The sequence below is a fragment of the Bradyrhizobium cytisi genome, from assembly GCF_008123515.1.
GTDB classification, from domain to species: domain Bacteria; phylum Pseudomonadota; class Alphaproteobacteria; order Rhizobiales; family Xanthobacteraceae; genus Bradyrhizobium; species Bradyrhizobium cytisi.
On record NZ_VSSR01000023.1, the window covers coordinates 137254 to 155215 of the forward strand.

The 17962-nt window shown below is 62.8% G+C and carries 15 protein-coding genes; 12 read left to right on the plus strand and 3 right to left on the minus strand.

Going from position 1 to position 17962, the window contains the following annotated elements; genetic code table 11:
- Positions 1-2 precede the first annotated feature (2 nt).
- Genes FXB38_RS15570 through FXB38_RS15585 form a run of 4 tightly spaced genes read left to right on the plus strand, consistent with a single transcriptional unit; the run spans position 3 to position 4190 of the window.
- Entirely contained in the window at positions 3-665 is a 663-nt protein-coding gene (locus FXB38_RS15570) for a hydrogenase-4 component E (RefSeq protein ID WP_187434909.1), read from the plus strand.
- Positions 662-2113, plus strand: coding sequence for a hydrogenase 4 subunit F (locus FXB38_RS15575; protein ID WP_148751743.1), 1452 nt, complete (start codon positions 662-664; stop codon positions 2111-2113). The genes FXB38_RS15570 and FXB38_RS15575 overlap by 4 nt, the downstream gene beginning before the upstream one ends.
- Before the next feature lie 18 nt (positions 2114-2131).
- Complete coding sequence (locus FXB38_RS15580) at positions 2132-3643, plus strand: hydrogenase large subunit (RefSeq protein ID WP_148751744.1); 1512 nt, start codon at positions 2132-2134, stop codon at positions 3641-3643.
- A 13-nt stretch (positions 3644-3656) separates the two neighbouring features.
- Entirely contained in the window at positions 3657-4190 is a 534-nt protein-coding gene (locus tag FXB38_RS15585) for an NADH-quinone oxidoreductase subunit B family protein (RefSeq protein WP_148751745.1), read from the plus strand.
- Positions 4191-4267: 77 nt separating this feature from the next.
- Here the strand turns inward: FXB38_RS15585 and FXB38_RS15590 are convergent, their stop codons facing one another.
- Complete coding sequence (locus FXB38_RS15590) at positions 4268-4588, minus strand: helix-turn-helix domain-containing protein (protein ID WP_148751746.1); 321 nt, start codon at positions 4586-4588, stop codon at positions 4268-4270.
- Positions 4589-4930: 342 nt separating this feature from the next.
- Here FXB38_RS15590 and FXB38_RS15595 point away from each other — a divergent pair, with 342 nt between their 5' ends.
- The 3 genes from FXB38_RS15595 to htpG all read left to right on the plus strand — a co-directional run bounded on the left by FXB38_RS15595 (position 4931) and on the right by htpG (position 8474).
- On the plus strand, positions 4931-5581 hold the full coding sequence (locus tag FXB38_RS15595; protein ID WP_246229911.1) for a spermidine synthase: 651 nt from the start codon (positions 4931-4933) through the stop codon (positions 5579-5581).
- Positions 5582-6028: 447 nt separating this feature from the next.
- On the plus strand, positions 6029-6475 hold the full coding sequence (locus FXB38_RS15600; protein WP_148751748.1) for a hypothetical protein: 447 nt from the start codon (positions 6029-6031) through the stop codon (positions 6473-6475).
- 124 nt (positions 6476-6599) lie between these two features.
- Positions 6600-8474 carry a molecular chaperone HtpG gene (gene htpG / locus FXB38_RS15605; protein ID WP_148751749.1) on the plus strand — a complete coding sequence of 625 codons (1875 nt, stop codon included), beginning with the start codon at positions 6600-6602 and terminating at the stop codon, positions 8472-8474.
- Between the two features lie 12 nt (positions 8475-8486).
- On the opposite strand, the gene FXB38_RS15610 is transcribed toward htpG, so the two are convergent.
- Positions 8487-11621, minus strand: a complete 3135-nt coding sequence (locus FXB38_RS15610; protein ID WP_148751750.1) for an efflux RND transporter permease subunit — start codon at positions 11619-11621, stop codon at positions 8487-8489.
- A 426-nt stretch (positions 11622-12047) separates the two neighbouring features.
- On the opposite strand from FXB38_RS15610, the gene FXB38_RS15615 reads away from it, so the two are divergent.
- Positions 12048-12338, plus strand: a complete 291-nt coding sequence (locus tag FXB38_RS15615; protein WP_148751751.1) for a DUF3551 domain-containing protein — start codon at positions 12048-12050, stop codon at positions 12336-12338.
- A 61-nt stretch (positions 12339-12399) separates the two neighbouring features.
- On the opposite strand, the gene FXB38_RS15620 is transcribed toward FXB38_RS15615, so the two are convergent.
- On the minus strand, positions 12400-13380 hold the full coding sequence (locus tag FXB38_RS15620) for a Bug family tripartite tricarboxylate transporter substrate binding protein (protein WP_148751752.1): 981 nt from the start codon (positions 13378-13380) through the stop codon (positions 12400-12402).
- A gap of 223 nt (positions 13381-13603) precedes the next feature.
- Between FXB38_RS15620 and FXB38_RS15625 the strand changes: the two genes are divergently transcribed.
- From FXB38_RS15625 to FXB38_RS15640, 4 genes are all read left to right on the plus strand, one after another.
- Positions 13604-15418, plus strand: a complete 1815-nt coding sequence (locus FXB38_RS15625; RefSeq protein ID WP_148751753.1) for a long-chain-acyl-CoA synthetase — start codon at positions 13604-13606, stop codon at positions 15416-15418.
- A 151-nt stretch (positions 15419-15569) separates the two neighbouring features.
- Positions 15570-15815, plus strand: coding sequence for an acyl carrier protein (locus tag FXB38_RS15630; RefSeq protein ID WP_008135396.1), 246 nt, complete (start codon positions 15570-15572; stop codon positions 15813-15815).
- A complete protein-coding gene (locus FXB38_RS15635; RefSeq protein ID WP_187434897.1) occupies positions 15802-17184 on the plus strand; it encodes a class I adenylate-forming enzyme family protein in 1383 nt (460 codons plus the stop codon). The genes FXB38_RS15630 and FXB38_RS15635 overlap by 14 nt, the downstream gene beginning before the upstream one ends.
- A complete protein-coding gene (locus tag FXB38_RS15640) occupies positions 17177-17899 on the plus strand; it encodes an SDR family NAD(P)-dependent oxidoreductase (RefSeq protein WP_148751754.1) in 723 nt (240 codons plus the stop codon). Before FXB38_RS15635 ends, FXB38_RS15640 begins: the two co-directional genes overlap by 8 nt.
- Positions 17900-17962 lie beyond the last annotated feature (63 nt).

Sequence of the window (17962 nt, forward strand, 5' to 3'; positions counted from 1 at the left end):
AGATGCACAGCCTCTCCTTCGACGTTTCGCACACACTGGCTGGCGGACTCGTCCTGATCAGCTTCATGATGCTGTACCAGGATAGGCTCTATTCGCTGCTCAACGTCTTTGCGCTTCATGCCCTTGTGCTCGCGCTTTCCGTCGCTTGGCAGGCCTTCGTCCAGGACGCACCTCATCTTTACATCACGGCAACAATCGCCCTCGTCTTCAAAGCGATCATCATTCCGGTGGCGCTGCATCGCATCGTCAAGCAGCTGGGGATCCATCGCGACATCGAATCGGCAGTGGGGATCGGCCCGACCATGCTGGCCGGGATGGCACTAGTTGCCCTCTCAATGGTGCTGATGCTGCGGGTGACCGCGGAGGCCGATCCATTGGCGCGCGAGGATCTCGCTTTTGCCTTGTCGGTCGTGCTGCTCGGACTTCTGGTCATGGTGACCCGTCGCAACGCCGTCAGCCAGGTCGTCGGATTCATGTCGCTCGAGAATGGGCTGGTGCTGGCGGCAACCGGCGCCAAGGGCATGCCGCTGGTGGTCGAGATCAGCGTCGCCTTCTCGATCCTGATCGCCTTCATCGTCATCGGCATCTTCCTGTTCCGGATCCGCGAACGTTTCGATTCCGTCGATGTCTCCGCGCTCGACGACTACCGGGGCGAACGGCGATGAACGTACTTTCCTTCGATCCGGTGGCGGCTGTCCTGATAATTCCGATCGGCTCGGCAGCGTTGCTGGCCATACTGCCGGGTTATCGGCTGACGGCGCGGTTGAACGTCGTCGCGAGCTTGGCGACATTTCTTTCATCCCTCTCGTTGTTCGTCATCGCACGTCCACCGCCGGGGCCGTACGTGCTCGTCGACGATCTCAACATCGTCTTCATCGTGCTCAACACCTTCGTGGGGTTTACGACCAGCATCTTCAGCGCCAGCTACATCGCGCATGAACTGGAGACTGGTCGGTTGACACCGGTTTATCTGCGTTTCTACCACGCCATGTATCAGACCATGATGTTCGGCATGAACCTGGCTTTCGTGTCGAACAATATCGGCCTGATGTGGGTCGCGGTGGAAATTGCGACGCTCACCACAGTGTTGATGGTCGGCATCTATCGAAGCCACGCCGCTTTGGAAGCGGCATGGAAATATTTCATTCTGGGGAGCGTCGGAATAGCGTTCGCCCTGTTCGGCACGATCTTGGTCTACATGGCGGCGCGGCCGGTTGTGGGCGAGGGCCAGGACGGCATGATCTGGACCCTGTTGATCCGACATGCCGCGAATTTCGATCCCGCGCTTCTCAACGTCGCTTTCATATTCCTGCTGCTCGGCTACGGCACCAAGGTCGGTTTGGCGCCGCTGCACGCATGGCTGCCCGACGCCCACGCCGAAGGTCCGACGCCGATATCGGCGGTACTGTCGGGGCTGCTGCTGAATGTCGCGCTCTACGCACTATTGCGCTTCAAGATATTGCTGGCCGCCAATCCGGCAGCGATCGCTCCTGGCCCCCTTATGGTGACGATGGGCCTGGTTTCGCTCGTCTTCGCAGCTTTCATGCTCTACCGTCGACGCGACATCAAACGGCTGTTCGCCTATTCGTCGATCGAGCACATGGGCATCATCGTGTTCGCGTTCGGCATGGGCGGCCCGCTCGCCAATTTCGCGGGACTGTTGCACATGGTGATGCACAGTCTGACCAAGTCCGCGATCTTCTACGCGGTCGGACATATATCGCAGATCAAGGGCACGCAGCGAATCTCCGGGATCCGGGGCTTGACCGTGACCCATCCGGCGCTCGGCTGGTGCCTGGTGACGGGCGTCGTCGCGATCGCCGGCGTGCCGCCGCTCGGCATCTTCATGAGCGAATTTCTGGTCGTAAGCTCGACCTTCGCACGCCAGCCCCTGCTCGCGATCGTACTGGTATTCGGGCTGTTGTTGGCCTTCGGCGCTTTGACGTTGCGTCTGACAAGCGTCGCATTTGGCGAGCCTCGCGGCAGCACGAAGTCAGCCGAGGCTTCCTATGTGCCGATGTTTGCCCATCTCTCGCTGGTTCTGATTGCGGGAATCTATCTTCCAGCGCCGCTCGTTACCTGGTTCCAGCACGTGGCTCGCCTTCTTGGATAGTTTGGAGATCAACGGGATATGCCATCGCTGATCGATCTATTGCTGGAGGGCCGCCCGGTCCAACAACACAGCCCGTGGCCGCGAGCTGTAGTCGATGCTTCCGTTTGGACGTTTGCGGCAAGTGAGCTGGCACACGGACGCTGGAGCCTGCTCGGCCTTTGGGGGGAACCCTCAACGGTGCACATGGCGATTATGGATGGACATACGGCAGAAGTTGCCACTGTCAGCCTGGATTGCCCCGACCGCGCTTATCCTTCAGTCGGCAAACACCACCCGCCAGCGCTTCGATTGGAGCGCACCATCAACGATCTGTTCGGATTGTCAGCGGAAGGCTTGCCCGATATTCGTCCGTGGCTTGATCACGACCGTTGGGCCGTTCGCTTCCCCTTGGGAAACCGCATCAACGCATTTTCGAAGGCGTCGCCCTATCATTTCCTGCCGGTGGAGGGCGACGACCTGCATCAGGTCGCGGTCGGTCCGGTGCATGCGGGAATTATCGAACCGGGGCATTTTCGGTTTACGGCCAGCGGTGAGACCGTGGCCCGGCTGGAACAGCGGCTGGGATATACCCATAAGGGTATCGAGGGTCTCATGGCTGGAGCCAATCTCGAACGGGCTGTTCAGCTCGCCGGACGCGTGTCAGGCGACAGCACAGTCGCCTACGCCTTTGCGTTTTCGCGAGCGGCCGAAGCAGCCTTGCAGCTTGTCGTGCCCGATCGTGCAGTTTGGCTGCGTGCGCTGCTCGCGGAACTCGAGCGGCTCGCCAATCATCTCGGCGACATCGGTGCAATCTGCAACGACGCCTCCTTCGCGCTGATGCACGCTCTTTGCAGCGTGTTGCGAGAGAGCATTCTGCGCGCATCCCATATCGCATTCGGTCATCGGCTGATGCGGGATATTATCGTGCCCGGTGGCGTGACCCGCGACCTTAACGATGAAGGGAGGGAAGCCATCCAGGCGGCGCTGGATAACATCCGCCAGCGGTTTCCTGCTTTGGTCGAGCTCTACGACAATACGGCATCGCTGCAAGATCGCACGGTCGATACGGGCGTGCTTAAGCCCGCATTTGCCAAGCAGTATGCCGCTGGAGGCTACATAGGCCGCGCATCCGGTCGGTCCTTCGATGCGCGACGCACACTTAAGTATCCACCGTATGACGCGCTGCGCTTCGAAGTCCCGGTCCTGAACGAGGGGGATGTCAACGCACGCGTCTGGATCCGCGTGCGCGAGGTCGAACAGAGCCTTCTGCTGATCGACCAAATATTGGACCGGCTTCCCGATGGCCCGCCGGGAACGCATGCGGGGCACCGGCGGGAGGTGCGGGAAGGCATGGCGATCGTCGAGGGATTTCGCGGCGACGTCCTGGTTTGGCTCCGCTTGCGGGATGGCCGGGTCGAACGATGCCATCTGCGCGACCCGTCGTGGTTTCAATGGCCGCTTCTAGAGGCCGCGATCGAGGGCAACATCATCGCCGACTTTCCGCTCTGCAACAAATCCTTCAATTGCTCCTATTCGGGCCACGATCTCTGAGGAACGGCACCAGATGCGCAAGCTGCTTTTTGAGAGCCTGTTTCGCCGGCCGTTCACCGAGCAAGCACCGTCACCGGACGACGCCGCAGTGACCGAGCTCGCCACGGCCGTCGGTCGCGCGGCACGACGGCGTCTCGGCCGAAGCCTCTCGATACGCGAGGTCGATGCTGGATCTTGTAACGGATGCGAACTTGAAATCCACGCGTTGAACAATGCCTACTACGACGTCGAGCGCTTCGGCCTCCGGTTCGTAGCGTCGCCGCGTCATGCCGATGTATTGATGGTAACCGGGCCGGTGACGAAGAACATGCGCGAGGCGTTGGAGCGCACCTATCATGCGACCCCCAACCCGAAATGGGTCGTCGCCGTGGGAGATTGCGCTCGGGATGGCGGCTGCTTCGCCGGCAGCTATGCGGTGGTAGGAGGGGTCTCGCAGGTAGTTCCCGTTGATCTTCATATTCCCGGCTGTCCTCCGCCGCCCAACATGATCTTGCAGGGACTTCTCGCCCTGCTCGATCGGACGGCCGATCACGCCAATTCCATTTGAAGTTCGGTGGGAGGGCTATTCCAGGCCGGCGTGATCGCAGGGGGCCTCGATCGAGAAACCCATCTTGCCTCGGCGGGTTATCGCGCCCGTTCCAAAGTTCGCGGCGAAGAGGGCTTGGGCTGCTTCATGTTCTTCATTTTCGGCTTCGCGACGTGCTCCCTGAGGCGAACGCCTCGACCCCCGGCCGAGCTCGCAACGCCCGGATTGATCAATTCGATCCCGGCATTCTCCAGCGCAGAAACCAATTTCATCAGAGAATCGACGTTCCCACGGATAACTCCGTCACTCGCTTCCATGCGCTGAATGGTGGGGACTGAAAGACCAGCGAGTTCGGCCGTCTGCCGCTGGTCTATATTCAGGAGCGCGCGAGCAGCCCTGAGTTGATTGGCCGTGATCATGAAATGGCGGCCTCCAGTGCGATCCTCATGCAGTATATTTACACCATCCATAATCCAACTTCAAGCATCAATTTAGATGCACAATATATCAGTGACCGGATCGCACCGCCCTAAAGGGATAGAGGTCGGAGACTTGTATCGAATTTTTCTCCCGGAATGCGGAAACATTATCAGCGATAGTCGAAACAGTTGGCGCACCGCAAATTACATGATAAGAGATGTTTAATGCATGTGTTCTAATGCCCGCCGATTAAGGTATTTGGTGTCGTGAAATTGTTGGGTCGTTATCAAGGGAGGAACGGACAGATCGATATCGTCGAATGTTCTTGGGATGGCACGCGCGTGTACTTCGAAGACGGCATCCGGCAAAGCCAGGCGACGCCAGACGGCGAAAGCGTCTTCACCTATGTGAAGCTCATGGACGAACTCTTGTCTCGGTCCGAACAGATCCTCGTCCTGGGTTGTGGCGGCGGAAATCTTGCGACACGCCTGTGGCGTCTCGGCAAGAGATTGACCATTGTCGACATTAACCCGATCAGTTTCGTGCTCGCGCACAAGTATTTCGATCTTCCGGACGAGTTGCCATGCATCGTCTCCGACTTTCGAAAATTCGTGTTCGATGACCGCGCATATTACGACGGCATTGCGATCGACGTTGGTGGACCGGGATTCCGTTTCACGGAAGAGTTTGATGCTGAGACCTGCGACGCCATCCGCGCCCGCTTGGCACCGGGCGGTCGGATCGTGATGAACGTATTGGTCGCCCACGACATTGATCCGACGCCCGACCGGATCGCAGCAAGGCTCGCCGGTGAAGAACTGCGGACATGGATTGTCGACGAGCAATTCATCGAGGATCGCAATGCCGTCATCGCCTGCATCCCCGAGAAGACCTTGGGTTCACGGGCGGCGCTCGATCGCGTGATGCGCCATAGCCATGAACGCTGGGCAATCCGCCGCGGAAGATTGCGAAGCCGCGATCTTGCCTGTTGATTGCGCTAATGTCTCAGCCTTGGGCTGACCGACGCGAGACGTGAATAACCGGCGTCCGACTCGTGTCCAACGGGTCGGACGCAAATTGGGATGCTCTCCGCAACGGTCGCGTGAACGTCGATCTGGAAAGATATACCCCCGGATGATCCGCCCTTGGGGGCGGAAGGTGGGGCGGAAATTTTGGTTGGCGAGATTTGCGCAGACAAAAGTAAGGCGCGACTGGCATCACCACAGTCGCGCCCTACATCGCCGGCTTATGGGGCAGGGGGGAATAGCCGGCTGCTGAGACGACTCCCCGGCGCAGGAGTCGTTCCAAGCGGCCTGCAAAAATTTTTCGCAGGCATTCTGTGGTTTCCGCACACGGTTAAGTGATCTTAACGTCCGGGAAACTCCGGCCCTCCGCTCGCGTTGTTCCCTTGACCGCCATGGGGCGAGGGGCCGACAGCTATGCCACAGATTCAAAAGGTATTTTTTCAAAAGGTATTCTTTGGTGCCGTCGCACTCGCCGCGACGCTTGGCGCCGTCCAGGTTGGCGCGGTGCAACTGGCCTCCGGCCACGATCTGGCCGACCGCTGGCAGGCGCTCGCCGAACAGCCGGCCCAAACCTCAGCTCGCAGCGTTGCTAGTCACGACGTCAATCGTGCCGGCAAGTCCGACCGGCTCGGCGACTTGAAGCCGGCGGCGGTTGCCACCCGCACCGTCTCGATGCGGCTGAACGATCTGACCGATACGTCCGTGCTGCTCCGGGTCCCCGCGGTGATCGAGACCGGCAACGCCAAGTCCGCTCCTACGATGCTGAAGCCGGGCCGCAAGCCAACGATCGCTTGCGAGCCGATGGTCAGCTCCCTGACCGAGGTCGCCAAGCTGCTGCAGCCCGGCCGCTGCGTGACCTGATCGGCCTCGTCCCACATGCAAAACCGGTCTCCCGCCGGGACGGCGGTCCTACATGTCCACTTGATCCCCTATCCCATCGCGTTATATCCCGGGTTTCTTCACTTTTGATTGACCGGGTAAACGCATGACGACGTCCGATACGGCCACGCATACGCAGCCTTTCCAGGCCGAGGTTTCCGAACTGCTGCACCTGATGGTGCACTCCGTCTATTCCGAGACCGACATCTTCCTGCGCGAGCTGGTCTCCAACGCCTCGGATGCCTGCGACAAGCTGCGTTACGAGGCGATCGCCAGTCCTGCACTGCTGGGTGAGGGCGACGCGCTCAAGATCCGGATCATCCCGAACAGGACGGCCACGACGCTCACGATCGCCGACAACGGTATCGGCATGGAGCGGCAAGAGCTGATCGACCATCTCGGCACCATCGCCCGCTCCGGCACCAAGGCCTTCGTGTCGAAGCTGAAGGAGGCCAAGGACGGCCTCGGCCTGATCGGCCAGTTCGGGGTCGGCTTCTATTCCGCCTTCATGGTCGCCGAGAAGATCGTCGTCGTCAGCCGCCGCGCCGGCGAGAGCGATGTCTGGACCTGGACGTCCTCAGGCGGCTCCGGCTTCGAGATCGCACGCGCCAGCGAGGAAGAGGCGGCCCGCGTGGCGCGCGGCACCGAGATCGTGCTGCACCTGAAGGACGATGCGAAGAAATATCTCGAGACCTACGAGATCGAGCGCATCGTTAGTGCTTATTCCGACAACATCCTCTTCCCGATCGAGCTCGTCCCGGAAGAGGGCGAGCCGCGCCAGATCAACTCGGCGAGCGCGCTGTGGCAGCGCTCGAAATCCGAGCTATCGACGGAGGACTACAAGAAGGCCTATCAGCAGATTGCCTCCGCCTTCGACGATCCTGCGATGACGCTGCATTATCGCGCCGAGGGCCGCTACTCCTACGCCGTGCTGCTGTTCGCGCCGTCGACCAAGCCGTTCGATCTGTTCGAGCCGAACCGCAAGGGCCGCGTCAAGCTCTATGTCCGCCGCGTCTTCATTACCGATGATGCGGATCTCTTGCCCGGCTATCTCCGCTTTATCCGCGGCGTCGTCGACAGCGAGGATCTCCCGCTCAACATCTCGCGCGAGATGCTCCAGAACAACCCGCAGCTGGTGCAGATCCGCAAGGCCGTTGCGACCCGCGTCGTCAACGAGCTCGAAACCCTCGCCGAGAAGGATGCGGAGAATTTCGCAAGGATCTGGGACGCCTTCGGTGCGGTGCTGAAAGAGGGCATCTACGAGGATTTCGAGCGCCGCGAGAAGTTGCTCGCGCTGTCTCGCTTCACCACCACCACCGGCGAGAAGCGCGCGCTCAAGGACGTCGTCGCCGATTTCAAGCCGAACCAGACCGAGATCTATTATCTCGTCGGCGACAGCATCGAGCGGCTGAAGTCCAGTCCGCGGCTGGAAGCTGCGACCGCACGCGGCATTGAGGTGCTGCTGCTGTCCGATCCGGTCGATGCGTTCTGGACCTCGATGCCGACCGAGTTCGAGGGCAAGCCGCTGAAGTCGCTGAGTCAGGGCGATCTCAATCTCGACCTGATCCCGCGCGTCGACGAGAAGGACGAGGCGAAGAAGGACGAGCCCGAGGCGGACGAGGCCGCCACCATCGCGGTGATCAAGGCGACGCTTGGCGAGCGCGTCAGCGATGTCAAGGCCTCGACCCGCCTCACCAGCTCCGCCTCCTGCCTCGTCGCCGACAGCCAGGGTCCGAGCCGCGAGCTCGAGCGCATCCTGGCGCAGCAGAACCGCGGCATGCGCACCAGGCCGATCCTGGAGATCAATTTGCGCCATCCCATGGTCACGGCGATCACCAGGGCGCAGGCCGGCTCGAAGACGGTCGACGATCTCAGCCTGCTCCTGCTCGAACAGGCGCAGATTCTGGACGGCGAGCTGCCGGAGGATCCCGCCGCGTTTGCCGCAAGGCTGAACCGGCTGGTGCTGCAGGGGCTGGGTTAGCGCGAGCCCAGCTCACTCCGCCGCGTCCTTCTGCTCTTCGCTCTCGGCCTCCGGCTTCGGCTTCTTCTCCATCCAGCGTGACAACGTGTTGGAGAAGCGGTCGAGGTAAAGGTAGATGACGGGGGTCGTGAACAAGGTGAGCGCCTGGCTGACCACGAGACCGCCGACCATGGCGTAGCCGAGCGGTTGACGGATCTCGGCGCCGGTGCCGGTGCCGAGCATCAGGGGGACGCCGCCGAGCAGCGCCGCCATCGTCGTCATCATGATCGGCCGGAAGCGCAGCAGTGCTGCCTGGCGGATCGACTGCTCTGGCGTCAGATGCTGCTCGCGCTCGGCGGCGATGGCGAAGTCCACCATCATGATGCCGTTCTTCTTGACGATGCCGATCAGGAGGATGACCCCAATCAGGGCGATCAGGCTGAAATCAAAGCCGAAGACCATCAGGATCGCGATCGCGCCGACGCCGGCCGACGGCAGCGTGGACAGGATGGTCAGCGGATGGATATAGCTCTCGTACAGCACCCCCAGCACCAGATAGACCACGACGAGTGCGGCGAGGATCAGCATCGGCACGGTGCCGAGCGACTGCTGGAACGCCTGCGCAGTCCCCTGGAAGCTCATTGACAGCGTCGGCGGCGCACCCATCTCGCCGACCGCGCGCATTACGGCGGCGGTCGCCTGTCCGAGCGCCACACCCTCGGCAAGGTTGAAGCTGATCGTCACCGCCGGAAACTGGCTCTGGTGCGCGATCGCGAGCGGTCGCACCGGCTCGTTGGTCCAGCGACAGATGACGGAGAGCGGGACCTCGTCGCCGCTCAGCGGCGACTTGATGTAGAGCTTGTCGAGCGTGTCGAGCTTGCCTTGCAGCGCCGGCGTGATCTCGAGCACGACATGATAGCTGTTGGTCTGCGTGAAATATTGCGCCACCTGGCGTTGGCCGAAGGCATCGTAGAGCGTGTCGTCGATCAACTGCGGCTGGATGCCGTAGCGTGCGGCGGTGTCGCGATTGATCGTGAGCTGCACCGTCGTGCCCTCGGTCTGCTGGTCGGTGGCGACGTCGCGAAGCTCCGGCAGGCCTCTCATCTCCGTCAGGATCTTGGGCGCCCATGCGTCCAATTCGGCGAGATTGGCGTCCTGGAGCGTGAACTCGAACTGGGTGCGGGTGGCGCGACCGCCGAGCCGTACGTCTTGCGAGGCCTGCATATAGAGGCGCGCGCCCTCGACCTTGGCGAGCTTCGGCCGCAGCCGCGCGATGATCTGTTGCGCATTGGCGTCGCGCTCCCCGAGCGGCTTCAGCGTGATATACATGCGCCCCGAATTGAGCGCCGTGCCACCCCCGCCGATGAACATCGCGATGGAATCGACGGCGGGGTCGGCCTGCACAATGGCATTGAGCGCCTCCTGCCGCCGCTTCATCTCGGCGAAGGAGATGTCCTGGGGCATTTCCGACACCGCGGTGAGGAATCCGTTGTCCTGCTGCGGGAAGAAGCCTTTGGGGATCAGGATGAACAGCAGCGCCGACAGCGCGACGGTGGCGAAAAAAACGCAGAGCGTGACGAGACTATGCCGCAGCGCGAGGTCGAGCCCGCGCTCGTAGGCGCCGAGCAGCCGCTCGTACAGCCGCTCGCTCCATTGGTAGAAGCGGCCGCCGCGGGCCTCGTGGCCGGAACGTAGAAAACGCGAGGCCATCATCGGCGTCAGGGTCAGCGACACCACGAGCGAGACGAAGATCGCCATGGACAGCGTCACCGCAAATTCGCGAAATAGCCGGCCGATAATGCCGCCCATCAGCAGCAGCGGGATCAGCACGGCGACCAGCGATATGCTGATGGAGACGATGGTGAAGCCGATCTCGGCCGCGCCCTTGTAGGCGGCGGTGACCGGGTTCTCGCCCCGCTCGACATAGCGCGTGATGTTCTCCAGCATCACGATAGCGTCGTCGACCACAAAGCCGACCGCGATGGTCAGCGCCATCAGCGAGAGATTGTCCACCGAGTAGCCGAACACCCACATCAGCGAGCAGGCCCCGAGCAGGGCCAGCGGCACGGTGATGCTCGGGATGATCGTGGCCCAGAAGCTGCGCAGGAAGATGAAGATCACCATCACCACCAGCGCGATGGTGATCATGAGCGTGATCTGCACCTCGTCGACCGCGGCGCGGATGGTGATGGTGCGGTCGCTGATGATCTTGATGCTGATCGCGGGCGGGATCGCCGCGATCAGCCGCGGCAGCTTCTGCGTGATGCGGTTGACCGTCTCGATGACGTTGGCGCCTGGCTGCTTGAAAATGACGAGGAATACGCCGCGCTTGCCGTCGGCCCAGGCAGCGGTCTTCATGTCCTCCGGTCCCGACACCGCCTCGCCGATGTCGCGAATCCGCAAAGGCGCTCCGTTACGATAAGCGATGATCACATCCTGCCACTGCGTAGCCTCGAGCAGCTGGTCGTTGGCGTAGACAGTGTAGGCGCGCCGCGTGCCGTCGATGTTGCCCTTCGGGCTGTCCGTGGTCGCAACCGCGATCTGGCTGCGCACGTCCTCCAGCGACAGGCCCTTGGCGACCAGCTTGGCCGGATCGACCTGGATGCGCACCGAGGGCTTCTGCTGCCCGCCGACAAACACCTGCGCGACACCCGGAATCTGGCTGATCTGCTGCGCAAGCTGGGCGTCGGTAAGGTCGCTGACGGTGGTCAGGGGCAGCGTGTCGGAAGTTGCCGACAGGATCATGATCGGCGAGTCCGCCGGGTTGACCTTGCGATAAGTCGGCGGCGAGGGGAGGTTCTTCGGCAATTGGCCGCTCGCTGCGTTGATCGCAGCCTGCACGTCGTTGGCGGCGGCATCGATCAGGCGATTAAGATCGAACTGGATGGTGATCGATGCCGAGCCGAGCGAGCTCGTCGACGTCATCTGCGCGATGCCCGGGATTTGCGCGAGCTGGCGCTCGAGCGGCTGCGCCACGGAGGAGGCCATGGTTTCGGGGCTACCGCCGGGAAGCGACGCGGAAACCTGGATGGTCGGAAAGTCGACCTGCGGCAGCGGCGCAACCGGCAGCAGAGGGTAGGCCACGAGGCCAACGAACAGGATGCCCGCCATCAGCAGCGAGGTGCCGATCGGATAGCGGATGAACGGAGACGAGAAGCTCTCTTGCATGCTCTGGGACCAAAGGTTGGCCAGCGCATCTTCTCCCCGCGCACGGCGGAGCCGCGCTCAAAAGCCCGAGCGCGAATGTGCGTTTCCTCCAGCCCATATGTTTGTTGATTGCCCTGGAACGTCATCGGGCCTGGGCCAGCGTTGTGATCGAGAGACTAGTCCGTTCGCCCAGACGTGCGAACGGATTCCTGCGCCGGTGGCGTGCGACCTTGGTCGAAGGATGGTTGTACGGAGATATGCGTTCAGTGCGGGTCGGGCACGGAGCGCCTTCACCGTTTCGGATCGTTACGGCGCCGTGTCGGATCGTTTTTGATGCTTGTCACAAGCGGGAGAGGTATGAGTAGGAACGATCGCTTCTTTCGCGCCGTTGTGCCATATCGAAATGGCATAACGCCTGCCGTTGCTACCAATTCGAGGAAATGTCCGATGCGCCTGCCTCTCCTGACCCTCACCGCCATTGCCACGCTGTTCGTTGCGGCAGATGCCAGCGCCCAGACCTATGATCCGCGTTACCCGGTGTGCATGCACAAATACACGGGTGGTGGCGGCGGCTTGGGTGGTGGTGGCGGCGGCGGCTATTTCGACTGCAGCTTCACTTCGCTGGAGCAGTGCCGCGCCACGGCATCGGGCCTCGCGGCCAGCTGCGACGTCAATCCCTATTACGCTTTCGATAAGCCGCCGCCCCCGCCACGCAGGCGTCATAAGCAGGTGTACTGACGGATTGTGATGCGGTCGTCCGGGATGACGATCCGCTTGCTTGGCGCGTAGAAGCCGCGAGCTATTCTTTCCTGATCCCCGACAGCTCCACCACCTTGCGCCAGCGCTCGGTCTCGGCGGTCAGCATGCCGCCGAACGCGCCTGCATTGCCGTGCAGCGGGATCGCGCCGAGCTCGGCGAGGCGCGCCTTGATCCCGGCGTCGGACAGCGCCGCGTCGACCTCGCCATTGAGCAGGTCGACGATCTCGCGCGGCGTGTCGTAGGGAGCGCCGACGCCGTAGAACGAGGATGTCTCGTAACCGGAAAGTGTGTCGGCGATCGGTGGCACGTCAGGCAAAATCTCCGAGCGATCGCGCGTGGTGATGCCGAGCGCGCGCAGCTTGCCGGTGCGCACCAGCTCGAACGACGAGGTGACGTTGTCGAACATGCCCTGGATCTGCCCGCTCATCACGTCGGTCAGGCCCGGCGCGGAGCCGCGGTACGGCACATGCGTGAACTGGACGCCGGCCATCGACTTGAACAATTCGCCGGAGAGATGCAGCGAGGTGCCGATGCCGGAGGAGGCGATCGACATCTTGCCGGGATTGGCCTTGGCATAGGCGATGAAGTCGGAGCCGCTCTTCACCGGCAAATCGTTGTTGACGACCAGCACCAGTGGAATGCGCGCAACGCCGGCGACCGGCGCGATGCCCTTGGCGAAATCGTACGGCAGCGCCGGATCGAACGAGGCGTTGATCGCATTCGCTGTCGAGGTCAACAGCAGCGTGTAGCCATCTGGCGCGGACGTGATCACCGCCTGTGTGCCGATATTGCTGCCGGCGCCGGGTTTGTTCTCGACCACGAAGGTCTGGCCGAGCCGGTCGGACAGCCGCTGGCAGATCAGACGTGACAGCACGTCGGTGGCGCCGCCCGGTGCATAGGGCACCACCCATTTCACGCTGCGCGACGGATAAGACGGGTTGCCGATCGCGAAGGCGCGCGGAGCGATGAGCGTGGCCGCGGCACAGGCGGCGGTCTGAAGGAAGTGTCGCTTGGTGATCATCGCAGCCTCCAGTTCATCTTGCGGCGAAGGGGACGCGCACAGCACGTCCGAAAGTCTGGATTTGCTATCGCAAGAATCGCCCCAGGCCGCACGACGTTCCCGTCGGCTTGGTAAAGGATGATCGCAGTTAATCGAGAGCTAACCGAGTTTTACCTTGTCTCTTAACACCTGGGCAGGACGCGCGAGCTAAGTTGCCGGGAACAAGCAGATACCGCCCGAAAGAATGAACGGCATGACCACCGGCGTCATCGAGCAAACGAAAGCCGCGCGCGCCCCCTCGGCTTCAAAGATCTGGCTGAAGGCGATCGAGCTGACTGCGCGGATCGAGACGCGGCCGGGCCGTCTCTTCGCCGACGTCGTCGACGATTGGGCACGTCGCCAGCCCGACCGCGTCGCGCTGGTCACGGACGACGGAAGCCTCGACTATGACGGGCTGTCGAAGCGCATCAACCGCTATGCGCGCTGGGCGCTCTCGGCCGGCGTCGCCAAAGGAGATACTGTCGGCCTGATCATGCCGAACGGCATCGATTATGTCGCGGCCTGGCTCGGCATCAGCCGCGTTGGTGGCGTAGTGGCGCTGATCAATACCAAGCTTGTCGGGCAGTCTCTCGCGCATTGCGTCGATGTCGCAAAGCCCTCGCATATCATCGTCGCGCATGAGCTCGCGGAGACGCTGGAGAGCGCGAGGCCGCATCTGAACACCGACGCCAAGATCTGGACCCGTGGTGATGCCCGCAGCGCGCGCGCGATCGATGTTGCGCTTGCCGCGCTCGATGACGGGGCGCTGTCGCCGGAGGAGCACGGTGTCGTCACCATCGATGACCGCGCGCTGCTGATCTACACCTCCGGTACCACCGGCCTGCCGAAGGCCGCCAGCATCAGCCATCGCCGCATCCTCAATTGGGCTTTCTGGTTCGCGGGTCTCACCGGCGCGACGCCGCAGGACCGGCTCTATGATTGCCTGCCGCTGTTCCACTCGGTTGGCGGCATCGTCGCGCCTTGCAGCATGCTCGCCGCCGGCGGCTCGGTGGTGATCGCGGAGAAATTTTCGGCCTCGAACTTCTGGCCCGACATCGTGCGGCACGACTGTACGCTGTTTCAGTATATCGGCGAGCTCTGCCGCTATCTGCTCAAGGCGCCGCCGTCGGAATACGAAAACCGTCACCGCCTGCGGCTGGTCTGCGGCAATGGCCTGCGCGGCGATATCTGGGAGGATTTCCAGGGCCGTTTCGCCATTCCCAGCATTCTTGAATTCTATGCCGCGACCGAAGGCAATTTCTCGCTGTTCAACGTCGAGGGCCTGCCGGGCGCCATCGGCCGCATCCCGCCGCTGCTTGCGCATCGCTTTCCCGCAGGCCTCGTCAGGCTCGATCCCGCCAGCGGCGCGCCGCTGCGCAATGGCGAGGGCTTCTGCATCGCCTGCGCGCGCGGTGAGGCGGGTGAGGCTATCGGCCGTATCGGCCAGGCGGACGAGGGCGGTGGCCGCTTCGAGGGCTATACCGATGCCGGCGAGACCGAGAAGAAGATCCTTCGCGACGTCTTCGCCAAGGGCGATGCCTGGTTTCGCACCGGCGATCTGATGCGGCTCGACGACAGGGGCTTCTTCCACTTCGTCGATCGCATCGGCGATACCTTCCGTTGGAAGGGCGAGAACGTCGCGACCTCCGAGGTCAACGACGCCGTGCGCGATTTCACCGGCGTGGTCGATGCCACCACCTACGGCGTCAGCATCCCCGGCGCCGACGGCCGCGCCGGCATGAGCGCGATCGTCGTGAACGAAGGATTTGATATCGCCGCACTGTCTGCCTATCTCGCGCAGCGGCTGCCGGCCTATGCCCGCCCGGTCTTCATCCGCATCTCGCGCGAGCTCGATGCGACCGAGACATTCAAGCAGAAGAAGGGCGAGCTCGCGCGCGCGGGCTTTGACCCGGGTGCAATAGAAGACGCGATGTTCATGCTCGAGCCGAGATCCGGCGCCTATGTCGCGCTCGATTCCAGGGCTTTTGCGCAGATCGTGGACGGTACGATCAGGCTGTAGCCGCGGCAAAATCGAGAGATAGGTCCAATTTTATCTGAATTGTCCAAGAGGCCATTTACTTCTGTCGGGTAAACAAGCGGCCACGGGAAGGCGGTCATCACGAGCCGCCGCAAGACTACGATCGATTAACTAAGTAAGAGGCGAGCCAGCCATGTCGGTACGATCCAAGGTCATTGAAGCGATTCAGCAGATCGCTAGGGAACAGCACGTCACGCTTCCCGCACTCTCGGACGATCTGTCCCTGCACGAGACGGGCTTCGACTCGCTCGCCTTCGCGATCCTGGTCGCACGTCTCGAGGACGAGACCGGCGTCGATCCCTTCACCATTTCCGAGGACGCAGCGTTCCCCGCCACCGTGGGCGATTTCGTGCGGGCCTACGAAAATGTCCCCGCGTGAGATCTTTGCGCTCCGTGACCATCTCGGCGCGGAGCTGAAGGGCCGCAACCTGTCGGATGCGCACCATGTCGTGTCGCTGACCGATATCTTGTCGCAGACCGTCCTCGTCGGCCGCCTGCGCGAGCTGTCCGGCCGCGCCGTGTTGCTGAAGCTGTCGGACCAGCTCCGGTCGGGCCTCGCCATGATCGAGCTCGACGGTATCGTCCGTCGCATGTTGCTGTGCCCGCCGGATCTCGACCCGGCGCATCTGGACGCCCTGATCGCAGATGCCGGGATCGATGCTGTCGTCACCGACGAGCCTGATCGCTGGACCGCGACCGGCGTGTCGCTGGTCGTTACTGCACAATTGCCGCTTCAATCCACCGCGCCTGCGCAGACCGAAAGCGCGACCGAATGGCTGATGCTGACGTCGGGCACATCAGGCGTGCCGAAAATCGTCGGCCATACGCTGGAAGCGCTCACGGGCGCTATCGTCGCCGAAGGCCCCGCCAAGGGCCCCGCGCCGGTCTGGGCCACGTTCTATGACATCCGGCGCTATGGCGGCCTGCAGATCTTCCTTCGCGCCGTCCTCTCCGGTGGCTCGATGGTGCTGTCGGACCCGCACGAGGCGCTCGCCGATCACGTTGCCCGGCTGAACGCGCGCGGGGTCTCGCACATCTCCGGCACGCCGTCGCACTGGCGCAAGCTCCTGATGAGCGGCTCCGCCGCGCAGTTTGCGCCGGGCTATGTTCGCCTCTCCGGGGAGATCGCCGACCAGGCGGTGCTCGACGGCCTCAAGGCGGCATTCCCCAATTCGTCCGTCGGCCATGCCTATGCCTCGACCGAGGCCGGCGTCGGCTTCGCCGTCAACGACGGGCTCGAAGGTTTTCCGGCGAACTATCTCGGCAACCGTAACGGCGTCGAGATGAAAGTTGTCGACGGCTCGCTCCGGATCCGATCGACGCGCACGGCACACGCCTATATCGGCCGTAACGCGGCTGCGCTCACCGACGGCGACGGTTTCGTCGATAGTGGCGATATCGTCGAACTGCGCGGCGACCGCTATTATTTCGTCGGCCGACGCGGCGGCATCATCAATATCGGCGGGCTGAAAGTGCATCCCGAGGAGATCGAGGCGGCGATCAACCGTCATCCCGACGTGCGGATGTCGCGGGCGAAATCGCGGCGCAGCCCGATCACGGGCGGCATCGTTGTCGCCGACGTGATCCTTGCCGACGGCACCGACCAGGCACGCGCGAAGGAAATTCGTGACCAGATCCTGGATCAGTGCCGCGCGCAGCTGGCGTCCCACAAGGTGCCGGCGGTGGTCCGCTTCGTCGAGGCGCTCGACGTCACGCCGGCCGGCAAACTGGCGCGCACCGATGCATAATGTTCTCGTCACCGGCGGCAGCCGCGGCATTGGCCTTGCGATCGGCACGCGCCTGGCCAGCACCGGCTACAACGTGATCGCGGCCGCGCGGCGCGAGAGCGACGAGCTCAAGGCCGCGATCGCCGGGTCCGAAGGCCGGCTGCACTTCCGCGCCTGCGACCTTGCCGTGATCGATGCGATCCCCGCTTTCGCAAAGCTCGTGCGCGATGAATTCGGCCCGACCTACGGCCTCGTCAACAATGCCGGCCTCGGCACCGAGGGCCTGCTCGCCACCATGCACAATTCCGAGATCGAAGCGCTGGTGCAGCTCAACGTGCTGTCGCCGATCATCCTCACCAAATATGTCGCGCGCCAGATGATGGCGGATGGCGCCGGCCGCATCATCAACATCTCCTCGATCATCGCGACGACGGGCTATAACGGCCTCTCGGTCTACGGCGCAACCAAGGCCGCCGCCACCGGCTTCACCCGATCGCTCGCGCGCGAGGTCGGCAAGCTCGGCATCACCGTGAACGCGATCGCGCCGGGCTTCATCGACACCGAGCTCACGCACAATCTCTCCGACGAAAGCCGCAAGCGCATCGCCGGCCGCAGCGCGCTGCGGCGATTGCCGGCGACGGATGACATCGCGCGCATGGTGGAATATCTGCTCGGCGAGGGCGGCCGCAACGTCACCGGCACCGTGTTCACGATCGACGCGGGCAACACGGCGTAAAGGAACTCCGTTGCCACAATTGAGTTGATCAGGCCCAATGACATTTCACCGGATCTGGTCGTA